Genomic DNA, 13799 nt, shown 5'->3' with positions numbered 1-13799 from the left:
GGCATGCCGATGTCGACCCCGCCGATCGTCAGTATCGTCACGCCGGTCCATAACGGCGGCCTGTTCCTGCAGGAGTGCATCGAGAGCGTCCTGCAACAGAGCTACGGCGCCTTCGAGTGCATCATCGTCGATAACGCCAGCACCGACGAGACCCGGGCCATTGCGGAAAGCTATGCGGCGAAGGATGGCCGCATCCGCGTCCTGTCCAAGCCGGCCAAGCTGTCCATGGTGGACAACTGGAACCATGCGATGGAGCAGGTCTCGGATAGCAGCCGCTACTGCAAGGTGCTGCATGCCGACGATCTGCTGTATCCGCAATGCCTGGAGAAGATGGTCGGCCTTGCCGAGCGCAATTCCGGTATCGGGATCGTCGGGTCGCTGCGGCTACGCGGCGACCGGGTCGAATGCGACGGTCTGCCCCGGGACCGCGAGGTTTTCTCCGGCAGGGAGGTGGCCCGCCTGTTCATCCGGCAGGAGGTCTTCGGTTTTGCGCCGACAGCCTGCCTGATCCGGTCTGACCTCGTGAGGGCGCGGCGGCCCTTCTATCCCGCCCGTTACCTCCATACGGATCTGGCGGCCTATTTCGACCTGCTCGACCAGGTGGATTTCGGCTTTATCCATGAAGTGCTGTTCTTTTCCCGCGAGCATGCCGGCTCCATCACGACGACGGTTGCCGAGGTCAGGCAGACCCTGATCCGTGAATGGCTGTTCCTGCTGCAGGACTACGGCCTGCGCTATTTCACGCGCGCCGAGCTTGATGAGCTGGAAGAGAAACACCTGCGGCGCTGGTACCGCCTGCTGGTTCGGGGCGCCATTACCGGCCGCGGCCGTGACTACCTGAATTTCCATCTGGCCGGCCTGCGGGAAGCACGGAGGACGCCCGATGCCCGCAGCCTCGGTCGCGCCATGGCGGCAGAGCTGGCGGACGCGATCCTGCATCCGGAAAAGATCTACCGGCATCTGCAGCCCGTGTCGCGGTCGGCGTCGGGCCGGAATCCCCTGAAGCCCGGCAACATCGCCTTTGCCTTCCCGCAGCAACCAGATTCCAACGGTAAAGCATGACACGCGTTCTCCATATCTCGCCGGCCGATTACGACGGCGGCGCCAATGTCGGCGCCTACAAGCTGCACAAGGCGGTGCAGGCCACCGGCGTCGAATCCCTGATGCTGGTGCTGCGCAAGTATACCAATGACCCTTCGGTGCTGACGCGGAGCGGAAAGCCGAGCCGCCCGCTCGACAATCTGCGCGACCCGCTCGACCGCCTGCCGCTGCGTTTCTACGACTGGCATCCGGGGAACTGGTTCACGGTCGGCTGGCTGCCCTACGACATCAAGGAAGCGGTCGATTACCTGCGGCCGGATATCGTGCAGTTCCACTGGGCGGGACGTGGCGCCGCGCCGATCCGCACCATTGCGCAGCTGCGCCATTATCCCCTGGTCTGGACACTGCGCGACATGTGGCCGATCACCGGAGGCTGCCACTATTCCGGCGAATGCTTCAAGTTCACCTCCGGCTGCGGGGAATGCCCGCAACTCGGCTCGAACTCGCGCTATGACGTCAGCCGCTGGCAGTGGCGGCAGAAGCACCGGCACTGGCAGGGCGTACCGATCCAGTTCGTCGCCCTGAGCAACTGGCTTGCCGATCTGGCGCGCAGAAGCCCGCTGACCTTCGGCAACGATGTGACGGTCATTCCCAACGGCGTCGACCTCGAACGGTTCAAGCCGATCGACCGGGCAGCCGCGCGTGCGGCCTGGAATCTGCCTCCGGACCGCAAGATCATCCTGTTCGGCGCCCTGCATGGCGCGCAGGATCCGCGCAAGGGCTTCACCTATCTGGCCGAAGCCCTGCGCAAGCTGGGCACCAGTCCGTGGAAGGACCGCGTCATGGCCGTGGTTTTCGGCGGCCAGGGCTCAGACGAGGATTACGGTTTCCCGATCCGGTTCGTCGGCCGCCTGCACGACGATGTCAGCCTGGCCATGCTCTATTCCTGCGCCGATGTGATGGTGGTGCCTTCGGTCTATGAAAATGCCGCCAAGACCGCGCTGGAGTCGCTGGCCTGCGGCACGCCGGTCGTCGCCTTCGCCAATACCGGGCAGTTCGACATCGTTGATCACAAGGTCAACGGCTATCTGGCCGAGAACCTGTCGTCCGACGACCTCGCGGAGGGCCTCGCCTGGTGCCTGGAACGCTCCGGTGCCGGGTCCGAGCTGTCGCTGCGGGCGCGCGAGAAGGCGCTGCGGCGCTTCGACATCCGCAAGATCGCGCATCGTCATCTCGAGTTGTACGAGCAGCTGCTTTCAACCCGGCGGCGGGATGCCGCGAATACGGATATGCCCCTGTCCCCGGAGGCGGAAACGCCGCGCCGCGTGGCGGGGCAATCGGCCCCCTGAGGCCGCAGGATAGGAGACTGTCATGAAGGTGGTCATTCTTGCCGGTGGGCATGGCACTAGGATCAGCGAGGAAAATGCCATCAGGCCCAAACCCATGGTCGAGATCGGCGGACAGCCGATCCTGTGGCATATCATGAAGATCTATTCGTCCTACGGACTGAACGACTTCATCATCTGCTGCGGCTACAAGGGCAATCAGATCAAGCACTACTTCCGCAACTACGCCTTCGAGCTGTCGGATCTTACGATCGACCTGCGGAGCAGCAAGATCCAGGTTCACAAGAACGGCGTGGAGCCCTGGCGCATCACCCTGGTCGATACGGGCGAGAACACCATGACGGGCGGCAGGCTGAAGCGTGTCCGTTCCTATGTCGGCGACGACACCTTCTGCTTCACCTATGGCGACGGCGTTTCGGATGTCGACATCGGCGATCTGATCGACTTCCACCGGGCGTCCGGTTCTCTGGCTACCGTCACGGCCGTCCACCAGCCGGGCCGTTTCGGGGTCCTGAACATGCTGCCCGGCGAAAACAACGTCTCGGGCTTCCGCGAGAAGTCGAACGAGGATGGCACCTTCGTGAATGGCGGCTTCTTCGTTCTTGAGCCCGAAGTGTTCGACTATATCCCCGGCGACGATACGGTCTGGGAGCGCGAACCGCTGGACCGGCTGGCCCGCGAGGGCAAGCTGGCGGCCTACCGTCACCGCGGCTTCTGGCAGAATCTGGATACCCTGCGCGACCGGAAGGTTCTGGAGGCGCTGTGGCGCGAGGGCGGCGCGCCCTGGAAGATCTGGTGAGCCCGACACCGGTGGCCCCCGCCGGTTCAGTGCTCGGACTTCATCATCACTCTGGGGCGGTGGTAGGTCGTCCCGGCATCATTTGCCGGAGCCGGCGGCCGGGGCGTTTCCGGCTTTCCCGCCGGCCTTAGCATGATCCCGCCGGCCTGAAGCACGGTGCGCATCAGATCCGGGGCAATCAGCAGGACCGCGCCGGCATAGCTCGCAATTCCGGTGATGATTGCCGCCGCCAGCCGGACGGCATTCTCCTGATCCTCCATGGCCCAGAGCAGCAGGCCGACGGCGCCAGCCATCAGGATGGTCGCGGCGGCCGGGCGCAGCGAGGGAGAAATCAGTGCCCGCACCGGAGTGGCGAGCAGTCTGGCCATCAGCGCCAGATGCACGGGCAGGATCACGAAGGACTTGAATGCCCAGAAGGCGGTGACGGCGGTGATGCCCAGCGGTGCCAGGGCGAAGATGCCGCCGATGCCCAGTCCGAAATACAGCAGGGCTGTGGCCAGTCCCCATGCCGGCCGGTTCATGGCGCGGTAGGCCGCGCTGAAGAACATCAGGAAGAAGGCCGGGATCATCTCCAGCGCGAGAATGGCGAAAAGCGGGACGCTGGTGACCCATTTGCTGCCGAACAGGGACAGCAGGGCCGGCTCGGCAGTAAGGGCCAGGCCGATGCTGATCGGAAAGCCGACGAAGCAGCTCATCTGCGTCGCCTGCTCGAAAGCGCGCACGAAGGCCGCACGGTCGTCGCGCAGTCTGGCAAAGGCGCTGAAGGCCACCTGATATACGGCCGTCGCGATCAGGGAGCGAATCAGCTGGATCATGCGCCATGCGACGCTGAAATGCCCCAGGACGACGGAGCCGAAGAGGGTGCCGACAAGAAGATTGAGTGCCTGCTCGCCGACACCGCCGACCACCTGGCTGGCCGAGACATGGAAGCCGAAACCCGCGGTTTCGCGCAGATACGCCAGCGAGAAGCGGAAGCGCGGCCGCCAGCGGACAGCCGTGAAGACCGCGATGTTGGTGACGATGGCGGTGACGAGCTGCTGTCCGACGAGGCTCCAGGCGCCGAAATCGAGGATTGCCATCGTGATGCCGGCGGTCGCCCCGGCGAACCGGCCGCAGAGATTGCAGATCGCGATGGTCCGGAAGCGCAGCTCGCGGCGGAACAGCGCGATCGGAATCATGCCGGCGCCGTTGAGCGCCAGCACGAAGGCAAGCCACGGCAGAAGGTTCGCCAGCCTCGGCTCGCCCAGCCAGTCGGCGAGAAAGCCGGCGCCGCCATAGCAGGCCGCGGCCATGGCAAGGGAGAGCAGGTTCGTGCTCCAGAAGGCGGTATCCAGATGCGACGGCTGCAGCCTGGAACGCAGCACGACGGCGTCGGCAAAACTGTGCGCCACAACGAGGTTGAAGCAGATGATGAAGGCGCTGGCGAGGGCGACGGCACCGAAGTCGGCCGGATCGAGCAGCCGGGCCAGCACGATAAAGGAGCCCAGCGACAATGCCGCAACGCCGATACTTTCACTGGTCGACCACAGCAGCCCCTTTATGCTGCGTGCTTTCAAGCCTTCCGGCATTACGCGGGACCTGTCTTTCTTTCTGGAGAGACGCACCCGAGTACCCGGTTGACTGAAACAGACCAGACCCATACGCCGAGTGCGATCATATTATGGATGCCGCCGACCGTGGCAGCCGTGACCAATTGATAACTTCCTCTTGATAAATTTCTCTGCACCTGATTCGCGGGTCCGGCATACCGGATTACGACCCTTGATTGACCTCTGCAGACAGTTGGTGCCGGCGCGGAATGACGCTATCGTGCCGCACTCCCCGCCGGACCAGGTCCGGAAACAAAGATAAGCACCAGCAACTCGCATGCCTCGTCCAGGTTCCCGGCCGTCGCTCGCCGTTCTCGTTGCCATGTCCGCTCTCGGACCGATGGCGCTGAATATTTTCATGCCATCCATGCCCGGCCTTGCCGTGACTCTGGGCATCGATTACGGGGCGGTGCAGCTTACGCTGACGCTTTACCTCATCGGTCTGGGCGTCGCGCAGCTCGTCTACGGACCGCTGAGCGACCGCTACGGCCGCCGCCCGGTCCTGCTCTGCGGGCTGGCGATCTTCTTTGCCGGCAGCACCATCTGCGCGGCCGCCTCCTCGATCGAGGTGCTGGTGCTCGGGCGCATGCTGCAGGCCATCGGCGGTTGCTCGGGTCTGGTGCTGGGCCGCGCGATCATCCGCGACCTGCATGACCGCGACAGCTCGGCGGCGATGATCGGCTATGTGACGATGGCGATGACCCTGGCGCCCATGCTGGCGCCTGCCCTGGGCGGCTATCTCGACATCTGGATGGGATGGCGGGCCAGCTTCGCCTTCTGCAGCCTGGCGGGGGCCATCGTCTTTCTCTGGGTTCTGCTGGTCCTGCCCGAAACCCTGCAGCCGGGGGGCGGCGGGGAAGGCATTGCCGGCCTGCTCCGGGGCTACCGCGACCTGCTGCGCTCGCCGGCCTTCTGCGGCTATGCCCTGCAGACGGCTTTCACCTCGGGGATGTTCTTCGCCTTCATCGCCGGCGCCCCCTTCGTGGTGGTGACCGTCCTCGGCCTGCCCCCCTCCAGCTACGGCCTGTGGTTCGTGGTGGTCTCGATCGGCTACCTGGTCGGCAATTTTCTGACCGGCCGGTTTTCCGTCCGGTTCGGGATCGACCGCATGATCGCCGCCGGGGCAACCATCGCGCTGGTCGGCATTGCCACCCAGGCGGTCACCGGCTGGCTCGGGCTGCTCAGCCTGCCGGCGATCTTCCTGCCTATGGCGGTGGTGGCGTTGTCGAACGGCCTGACTCTCCCCAACGGCACGGCGGGCGCCGTCTCGGTCAACCCCCGGGCGGCGGGAGCGGCGGCCGGGCTGTCGGGCGCGCTCCAGATGCTGGTCGGCGCGGCGGCGGCGGTCATCGTCGGCTACGGGCAGGATATCGACCCCAGCCAGTACCCGATGATCTGGACGATGATGGCCAGCGGCATCCTGTCGGTGCTCGCCTTCCTGGTCGCCACCCGGATGCGGGCCCGCGCCGGCTGGCAGCAGGGGTAGGCGCCGCAAAACCCGCATGGTTGGCGGTTCCGATTCGGGTGGGGTGTCGCAAACCCGCATCACTAGCGGATTTTTTGCATTCCCCGATGGGCAACATCCGCTGGCGGTGCTATGGAGGATTCGGGAAACAACTCCCGATTCGCAAAAAACAAGCGATTTCACCTTTCTGAGGAGAGAGACCATGGCTAAGGCAGCCGCCACCAAGACGGTCACCACGACCGCCAAGCAGATCGCCACCATGCTGGCGGAAAAGAACGAACTGCAGAAGAAGTCGACCGTCGCGCTGTTCGACGACTTCTTCGCAGCCGTGACCAAGTCGCTGAAGAAGGGCGAGCGCGTTCGCCTGGGCGACCTCGGCATCCTGCAGGTCCGCAAGCGCGCTGCCCGCATGGGCCGCAACCCGCAGACCGGCGAGCCGATCAAGATCAAGGCTTCCAAGAAGGTTGCCTTCCGCGCCAGCAAGGTGCTGAAGGACGCGATCTGATCCTCCGCTCAGGAGTCTGAGACGGATCGAGGGCCTGCCCGACGGCAGGCCCTTTTCTGTTGGGGCGACTGTTGGCGAACCACCATCTGCGCCAGCACATTTTCACGGCACGTCCTCGCTGGCGATGTGCGCGCCGCGGTTTCGTTCAAGGCGCAATGCGCGGCCTCTCCCCGAACGGGAATGGTCCGGCCTCGGAGAGTCTGGTGCGAGTCCCGGGATATGCGATCCGGCTGGCGGCAGCCGAGTCGCGCGATTCGCGGCGGCCGGCCTGTGGATGAAACGCTGGCCCCGGGCAAATTTGCGCGGTATTCTCGGGGCATGGGTGTTCTGTCTTCCATACTTGGTGCAATCGGTCTCGGCAGCAAGCAGCAGGCGGTCAACCTCCGTCAGACCGCGTCGGGCATGCGCGTGGGCGACATCGTTGTGGGAACCGGCGACAAGGCCGAGCCCGGCAAAATGGTGTCCGTGCATTACTCCGGCTGGATCTGGGAGAACGGGAAGCCGGGCCGCGCCTTCGACAGTTCCTACAAGCGCGGCCAGCCGTTCGAATTCCAGCTCGGCCAGGGCAAGGTCATCAAGGGCTGGGATGAAGGCGTCTCCTACATGAAGGTGGGCGGCAAGCGCGCGCTGCTGATCCCGCCCTATCTGGCCTATGGCGCCCGCGGCAATGGCCGCATCATCCCGCCCAACGCGACGCTGTTCTTCGAGATCGAGCTGGTCGGCGTCCGCTGACCGTTGGCCGGAGCCTTGCTCTCGCCCCATTCTGCTGATCAAACCCTCCGATCACCATTGCCATCCCGAGGGAGTTCATCGATGCATCTGTCGCGCCGCAGCTTCGCCGCTCTGGCATTCGGTCTGGTTCTTGCCGGCCCCGCTTCCGCACAGCAGGAAACGGCGACACCGTCGGGCCTGCGCTATGTCGACGTGAAAACCGGCAGCGGCGCGGCTGCCCGCGCCGGGCAGACCGCCATCGTGCATTACACCGGCTGGCTGAGCGAGGGCGGACAGAAGGGCCGGAAATTCGATTCGTCCCGCGATCGCGGCGAGCCCTTCGCCTTTCCGCTGGGCGCCGGCCGGGTTATCCGGGGCTGGGACGAGGGCGTGGTCGGCATGAAGCCGGGCGGCGAGCGCACGCTGATCATCCCGCCGGAGCTCGGCTATGGGGCCCGCGGCGCCGGCCGCGTCATCCCGCCCAACGCGACGCTGATCTTCGACGTCGAGCTGATCGCGCTCAAGTAGGCGCTTCCACCTTTACGCAAGGCCAGCGCGCCGGCCAGTTCTTCGTCGTCACGCGCAGTTGGTACTGGTCGATCTTGCGCCGCCCCTGCGGCGTCGGCCGCACATGTGCGGCCAGCAGATCGTCTGCACCATGGGGTGCCAGAAGCCGCAGGCTGTCGTCGGCGTCCAGGCTGACAGCGACAGCCGTAGGCGTTTCGAGCCAGTGGCTGATGGCATCTTCGGTATCGCGGTACGACGCATCCCCGTTCCGCAGGTGCATGCGTGCCATGTTGCGCACGGACCAGACCTGATCGGGACGCCACGCGTGCAGTTGCGCCTCCGCGGCATTTTCCCGGTCCCGGCCGGTATCGGTGGTATCAAAATAGACGACATCGATGTCGTTCAGCGCCGTGCGCGACGCAAAGCCGCAGAGCCGGTCCCAGACCATGCCGCGCAGGAAGCCGGCGCCGATCGCCCAGTCGGGCAGGGCAAGGCGCCGGGCGATGCGGAGAATGTCCATTGCCCAGGGATCGGCCGCGACCATGGCCGTGATCCGGGCGGATGCGGCGTCTGTCATGGATGGATCATACACAAAAAAACGGCCGGGTTTCCCCGGCCGTTTTCGCATCTGCCTGTCGCTGAGCCTCAGGCGGCAGTCGCCAGATTGCGCAGCACGTAATGCAGGATGCCGCCGTTCTTGTAGTAGTCGATCTCGTCCAGCGTATCGATGCGGCACAGCACCTCGATAGTCTGGGTCGACCCGTCGGCGCGAGTGATCGTCACCGGCAGCTTCATGCGCGGCTTGAGGCCCGAAGCCAGCCCGGTGATGTCGAACTTCTCGGTGCCGTCGAGCCGCAGGGTTTCCCGGGTCATGTCGTTCAGGAACTGCAGCGGCACGACACCCATGCCGACCAGGTTCGAGCGATGGATGCGCTCGTAGCTTTCGGCAATCACCGCGCGGACGCCGAGCAGGATGGTGCCCTTGGCCGCCCAGTCACGCGACGAGCCGTTGCCGTACTCCTTGCCCGCGACGATCACCAGCGGCGTGCCGCTGGCCTTGTACTTCATCGCCGCGTCGTAGATCGACATGACTTCGCCGGTCGGCACATACTTCGTGATGCCGCCCTCGGTGCCCGGCACCATCTCGTTGCGCAGCCGGATATTGGCGAAGGTACCGCGCATCATGACTTCGTGGTTGCCGCGGCGGGCGCCGTAGGAGTTGAAGTCGGCGTAAGCCACGCCGTTCTCCATCAGGTACTTGCCCGCGGGGCCGTCCTTCTTGATCGAACCGGCCGGCGAAATGTGGTCGGTCGTGATCTTGTCGCCGAGGATGGCGAGCAGCCGGGCACCCTTGATATCGGTCACCGGGCTCGGCGTCTTGCTCATCCCCTCGAAGTAGGGGGGATGCTGCACATAGGTCGACTTCGAATCCCAGCTGTAGGTCTGGCCGGTGCCGACCTTGATGCTGCGCCAGTGCGGATCGCCCTTGAAGACGTCGGCATAGCGCTTCTTGAACATCGCCGGGGTAACGTATTTGCGCACCAGCGCCGCGATCTCCTTGTTCGACGGCCAGATGTCCTTGAGGTAGATCGGCTTGCCCTTGGCATCATGGCCGATCGGATCCTTGGTCAGGTCGACCTTCAGGTTGCCGGCCAGCGCGTAGGCAACCACCAGCATCGGCGAGGCTAGGTAGTTCGCCTTGGTGAGCGGATGCACGCGGCCCTCGAAGTTGCGGTTGCCCGAAAGCACCGCGCCGACCACGAAGTCATTGTCGGTGATCGCCTTCGAGATGTTGTCCGGCAGCGGGCCGGAATTGCCGATGCAGGTCGTGCAGCCGTAGCCGACGATCTGGAAGCCCAGCTTGTCGAGATCCTTCTGCAGGCCCGACTGCGCGAGGTAGTCGGTGACCACCTGGCTGCCCGGCGCCAGCGAGGTCTTGACCCACGGCTTGGTGCGCAGGCCCTTCTTGATGGCGTTGCGCGCGAGCAGGCCGGCACCCAGCAGCACGCTCGGGTTCGAGGTGTTCGTGCAGGAGGTGATGGCGGCGATCACCACGTCGCCATGGCCGAGGTCGAAATTGGCGTCCTCGACTTTGGCGCGGAAGTCCAGCGCCGTCTTCTTGCCGTAGAAATTGGTCAGCGCGTCCTTGAACTCGGTCGCCGAGCGGCTGAGCGGCACGCGGCCCTCGGGACGGGTCGGGCCGGCCAGCGAGGGCTCGACCGTCGACAGGTCGAGTTCGAGCGTATCGGTGAAGATCGGGTCGGCCGAACGCGAGGTGCGCCACAGGCCCTGCGCCTTGGCATAGGCCTCGACCAGGGCGACGCGCTGCGGATCGCGGCCGCTCGCCTTCAGGTAGGCGATGGTCTCGGCATCCACCGGGAAGAAGCCGCAGGTCGCACCGTATTCCGGTGCCATGTTGGCGATGGTGCAGCGGTCGGCGATGGACAGTTCGTCCAGGCCGGGGCCGTAGAATTCGACGAACTTGTTGACCACGCCTTTCTTGCGCAGCATCTGCGTGACGGTCAGTACCAGGTCGGTGGCAGTGGTGCCTTCCTTCGGCTTGCCCGAGAGGCGGAAACCGACCACCTCCGGCAGCAGCATCGAGATCGGCTGGCCCAGCATGGCCGCCTCGGCCTCGATGCCGCCGACGCCCCAGCCGAGCACGGCGAGGCCGTTAACCATCGTGGTATGGCTGTCGGTGCCGACCAGCGTGTCCGGATAGGCGACTTCCATGTCGCCGTCGATGCCGGTCCACACCGTCTGGGCCAGGTATTCGACGTTCACCTGGTGGCAGATGCCGGTGCCGGGTGGGACGACGCGGAAATTGTCGAACGCCGTCTGGCCCCAGCGCAGGAAGGCATAGCGCTCGCCGTTGCGCTCGTATTCCAGATCGACGTTGCGGCGGAAGGAATCCTTGGAGGCCGAATAGTCGACCATCACCGAGTGGTCGATGACGAGATCGACCGGCGAGAGCGGGTTGATCTTGCGCGTGTCGCCGCCCAGCGCGGTCATGGCATCGCGCATGGCAGCCAGATCGACCACGGCCGGAACGCCGGTGAAGTCCTGCATCAGCACGCGTGCCGGACGGTAGGCAATCTCGCGATCCGACCGCCGGTTCTTCAGCCATTTTGCCACGGCCTTGATGTCGTCGACCGACACGCTGCGGCCGTCCTCGTAGCGCAGCAGGTTTTCCAGCAGCACCTTCAGGGAGTAGGGCAGGCGCGACAGGTCGCCGAGGCCGGCCTTCTCGGCCGCCTTGATGCTGTAATAGGCGTAGGTCTTGTTGCCGACCTTGAGGGTGCGGCGGGTTTTCAGCGTGTCCTGGCCGACCACGATCGGCACGGCGCGCGCCGCGCCCTTGCTGGCGGCAGGCTTGACCGCGGTCTTGCGCGCCGGGGCCACCGCCTTCTTCCTGACGGCCGGCCGGGCAACCTTCTTGACGGCCTTCCGGGTCGCCTTCACGGCCTTTTTCGCCGCCTTCGCGACCTTGCGGACAGTCTTGGCGGACTTGGCCTTCGCGGACTTGGCCTTTGCAGGGCTCCTGCGCGCGGGGGTGGCAGACTTGCGCGTCGTCTTCTTCGCGGCTTTCACGGGGCGATCCTTTCGTAGCGGTGCTGGATATGCGAGCGGCGCCACAAGCGGGCGCCGCCCACCCGAAAATTGCTGCCCATAGGTGCCGCAAATCCCGTCCTTTGCCAAGGGGCAGTGCCGGGAAGAAACCTCAACCCGGGTCGAAATTTAGGCAATGTCGAGGGGGTATCCGGACGCCCCTTGACGGCCTACAGCCCGAGCCATTATCAACGAAAGTATAACGATGGTGCTGCCACGGGCAGTGCTGCGTAAAGGGAGGTAAACATGTCCGAGACTTCGGCCAAGGCCGATGGCCGCGATCCGTCCGGGCGCGACACCATCCCTAAATACATCGCCTACAATGCGCAGCACCGCCGCGACCGCCCCGCCATGCGGGAGAAGGATCTCGGAATCTGGCAGAGCTGGACCTGGGGCGAGGTCGGCGCCCGGGTCCGGCAGCTCGCCTGCGGCCTGGCCGCGGCCGGCCTGCAGCGCGGCGACAAATGCGCCATCATCGGCGATAACCGGCCGGAGCTCTACTGGACGCTCGGCGCCACCCAGTCGCTGGGGGCGATCCCGGTGCCGATCTACCAGGACAGCGTCGCCGACGAAGTGCAGTACGTCATCGACCATGCCGAAGCCCGTTTCGCCGTGGCCGAGAACCAGGAACAGGTCGACAAGCTGCTGTCCGTAAAGGACCGCCTGCCGAAGCTGGAACTGATCATCTACAGCGATCCGCGCGGCCTGCGACATTATGACCAGCCGTTCCTGCGTTCGCTGGACTCCGTGATGGAGCAGGGCGCCGCCTTCGACAAGGCGCAGCCGGGCTTCTTCGACGCCGAGATGGCCAAGGGCAGCGGCAGCGATATCGCGATCATCTGCTATACCTCCGGCACGACCGGTCGCCCCAAGGGGGTGATGCTGAGCCAGGACAATGTCGTGAAGTCGGCCAATCTGGCGATCGCGTTCGACAACATCACCGAAAAAGACGAGATCATGGCCTACCTGCCCCTGGCCTGGGTGGGCGACAACTTCATTTCCTACGCGGAAAGCGCGATTGCCGGCTTCTGCGTGAACTGCCCGGAATCGGGCGAAACCGTGCTGCAGGACCTGCGCGAGATCGGCCCGACCTATTTCTTCGCGCCGCCGCGCATTTTCGAGAACCTGCTCACCACCGTGATGATCCGCATGGAGGATGCCGGCGCCATCAAGCGGGGCATGTTCCATTATTTCATCGCCCTGGCCAAACGGGTCGGCCGGCGGATACTCGAGCGCAAGCCGGTGTCGCTGCGGGACCGACTGATGTACGCGCTGGGCGATCTGCTGGTTTACGGGCCGCTGAAGAACGTGCTGGGCATCAGCCGCCTGCGCCTGGCCTATACCGCGGGCGAGGCGATCGGGCCCGACATCTTCGACTTCTTCCGCGCGCTGGGCATCAACCTGAAGCAGCTCTACGGACAGACCGAGTCGACGGTGTATCTGTGCCTGCAGACGGACAATGACGTGCGTTCCGACACGGTCGGGCCGCCCGGACCGGGTATCGAGCTCAAGCTCGATCCCGATACCGGCGAGGTGCTGTACCGCAGCCCGGGCGTGTTCGTCGGCTATTACAAGAACGAGGAAGCCACGGCGGAAACCAAGACGCCGGACGGCTGGGTGCATACCGGCGACGCGGGCGTGTTCACAGATGACGGCCATCTGCGCATCATCGACCGCGCCAAGGATGTCGGCCGCCTCAACGACGGCAGCCTGTTCGCGCCGAAATACATCGAGAACAAGCTGAAATTCTTCCCGTTCATCAAGGAAGCGGTTGCCTTCGGCCATGAGCGCGATTTCGTCACCGCCTTCATCAATATCGATCTCGGCGCGGTCGGCTCCTGGGCCGAGCGCAACGGCATCGCCTACACCTCCTACGCCGATCTGGCCGGCCGGCCCGAGGTTTACGCGCAAATCAAATCCTGCATCGAGCAGGTCAATCGCGACCTTGCGTCGGACAGCAGCATGGTGGCGAGCCAGATCCGCCGCTTCCTGATCCTGCACAAGGAGCTGGATGCCGATGACGGCGAACTGACGCGCACCCGCAAGGTGCGGCGCCGCATCATCGCGGAGCGGTACGGCGACCTCATCCAGGCGCTCTACTCGGACGCGACGTCGATTGCGGTCGATGCGAAGATCACCTTTGAAGACGGCCGCACCGGCAGCTTCAGGGCCAATCTTCGCATTTCGGACGCCGAAACCTATTCCGCAATGCGCAAGGCGGGCTGAC

At 65.0% G+C, this 13799-nt stretch carries 11 protein-coding genes; 8 read left to right on the top strand and 3 right to left on the bottom strand.

Translation table 11 applies throughout. From position 1 onward, the window contains the following. Nucleotides 1–3 precede the first annotated feature (3 nt). From VKZ87_RS14050 to rfbF, 3 genes are read left to right on the top strand one after another with little or no spacing between them, the layout of a single operon-like run. Nucleotides 4–1062, top strand: coding sequence for a glycosyltransferase family 2 protein (locus tag VKZ87_RS14050; protein WP_324221888.1), 1059 nt, complete (start codon nt 4–6; stop codon nt 1060–1062). Next, nucleotides 1059–2390 (top strand): glycosyltransferase family 4 protein, encoded by a 1332-nt coding sequence (locus VKZ87_RS14045; RefSeq protein ID WP_324221887.1) that lies wholly within the window; start codon nt 1059–1061, stop codon nt 2388–2390. Before VKZ87_RS14050 ends, VKZ87_RS14045 begins: the two co-directional genes overlap by 4 nt. Nucleotides 2391–2412: 22 nt before the next feature. After that, nucleotides 2413–3186, top strand: coding sequence for a glucose-1-phosphate cytidylyltransferase (gene rfbF / locus VKZ87_RS14040; protein ID WP_324221886.1), 774 nt, complete (start codon nt 2413–2415; stop codon nt 3184–3186). A 26-nt stretch (nt 3187–3212) separates the two neighbouring features. Here rfbF and VKZ87_RS14035 read toward each other — a convergent pair whose 3' ends face one another. Further along, the gene (locus VKZ87_RS14035; RefSeq protein ID WP_324221885.1) at nt 3213–4742 is read right to left on the bottom strand and encodes a lipopolysaccharide biosynthesis protein; all 1530 of its coding nucleotides are present in this window, start codon (nt 4740–4742) and stop codon (nt 3213–3215) included. Between the two features lie 310 nt (nt 4743–5052). Between VKZ87_RS14035 and VKZ87_RS14030 the strand changes: the two genes are divergently transcribed. The 4 genes from VKZ87_RS14030 to VKZ87_RS14015 all read left to right on the top strand — a co-directional run bounded on the left by VKZ87_RS14030 (nt 5053) and on the right by VKZ87_RS14015 (nt 7984). Further along, complete coding sequence (locus tag VKZ87_RS14030) at nt 5053–6261, top strand: multidrug effflux MFS transporter (RefSeq protein WP_324221884.1); 1209 nt, start codon at nt 5053–5055, stop codon at nt 6259–6261. Nucleotides 6262–6442: 181 nt separating this feature from the next. Next, the gene (locus VKZ87_RS14025; protein ID WP_324221883.1) at nt 6443–6745 is read left to right on the top strand and encodes an HU family DNA-binding protein; all 303 of its coding nucleotides are present in this window, start codon (nt 6443–6445) and stop codon (nt 6743–6745) included. 318 nt (nt 6746–7063) lie between these two features. Beyond that, nucleotides 7064–7477, top strand: a complete 414-nt coding sequence (locus VKZ87_RS14020; protein WP_324221882.1) for an FKBP-type peptidyl-prolyl cis-trans isomerase — start codon at nt 7064–7066, stop codon at nt 7475–7477. A gap of 81 nt (nt 7478–7558) precedes the next feature. Next, nucleotides 7559–7984 (top strand): FKBP-type peptidyl-prolyl cis-trans isomerase, encoded by a 426-nt coding sequence (locus tag VKZ87_RS14015; RefSeq protein WP_324221881.1) that lies wholly within the window; start codon nt 7559–7561, stop codon nt 7982–7984. Here the strand turns inward: VKZ87_RS14015 and VKZ87_RS14010 are convergent. Together VKZ87_RS14010 and acnA are read right to left on the bottom strand one after the other, a co-directional pair. Beyond that, nucleotides 7977–8507 carry a nucleotidyltransferase family protein gene (locus VKZ87_RS14010; protein WP_324221880.1) on the bottom strand — a complete coding sequence of 177 codons (531 nt, stop codon included), beginning with the start codon at nt 8505–8507 and terminating at the stop codon, nt 7977–7979. The genes VKZ87_RS14015 and VKZ87_RS14010 overlap by 8 nt on opposite strands. Nucleotides 8508–8608: 101 nt before the next feature. Continuing rightward, nucleotides 8609–11305 (bottom strand): aconitate hydratase AcnA, encoded by a 2697-nt coding sequence (acnA, locus tag VKZ87_RS14005; RefSeq protein WP_324221912.1) that lies wholly within the window; start codon nt 11303–11305, stop codon nt 8609–8611. 513 nt (nt 11306–11818) lie between these two features. On the opposite strand from acnA, the gene VKZ87_RS14000 reads away from it, so the two are divergent. Next, entirely contained in the window at nt 11819–13798 is a 1980-nt protein-coding gene (locus VKZ87_RS14000) for an AMP-dependent synthetase/ligase (protein WP_324221879.1), read from the top strand. Nucleotide 13799: the final 1 nt, after the last annotated feature.

Origin of the sequence: Ferrovibrio sp., assembly GCF_035304305.1 — a bacterium.
Lineage (GTDB): Bacteria > Pseudomonadota > Alphaproteobacteria > Ferrovibrionales > Ferrovibrionaceae > Ferrovibrio.
Note: the sequence above shows the minus strand (reverse complement) of the source record. Positions and strands in the feature narration are given on the sequence as shown.

What these genes read in the sequence shown, in the direction of transcription:
- VKZ87_RS14045 (WP_324221887.1), top strand. Translation starts at nt 1,059, where the DNA reads ATGACACGCGTTCTCCATATCTCGCCGGCCGATTACGACGGCGGCGCC.
- VKZ87_RS14050 (WP_324221888.1), top strand. Translation starts at nt 4, where the DNA reads ATGCCGATGTCGACCCCGCCGATCGTCAGTATCGTCACGCCGGTCCAT.
- rfbF (WP_324221886.1), top strand. Translation starts at nt 2,413, where the DNA reads ATGAAGGTGGTCATTCTTGCCGGTGGGCATGGCACTAGGATCAGCGAG.
- VKZ87_RS14000 (WP_324221879.1), top strand. Translation starts at nt 11,819, where the DNA reads ATGTCCGAGACTTCGGCCAAGGCCGATGGCCGCGATCCGTCCGGGCGC.
- VKZ87_RS14025 (WP_324221883.1), top strand. Translation starts at nt 6,443, where the DNA reads ATGGCTAAGGCAGCCGCCACCAAGACGGTCACCACGACCGCCAAGCAG.
- VKZ87_RS14020 (WP_324221882.1), top strand. Translation starts at nt 7,064, where the DNA reads ATGGGTGTTCTGTCTTCCATACTTGGTGCAATCGGTCTCGGCAGCAAG.
- VKZ87_RS14015 (WP_324221881.1), top strand. Translation starts at nt 7,559, where the DNA reads ATGCATCTGTCGCGCCGCAGCTTCGCCGCTCTGGCATTCGGTCTGGTT.
- VKZ87_RS14030 (WP_324221884.1), top strand. Translation starts at nt 5,053, where the DNA reads ATGCCTCGTCCAGGTTCCCGGCCGTCGCTCGCCGTTCTCGTTGCCATG.
- VKZ87_RS14010 (WP_324221880.1), bottom strand. Translation starts at nt 8,507, where the DNA reads ATGGTCGCGGCCGATCCCTGGGCAATGGACATTCTCCGCATCGCCCGG.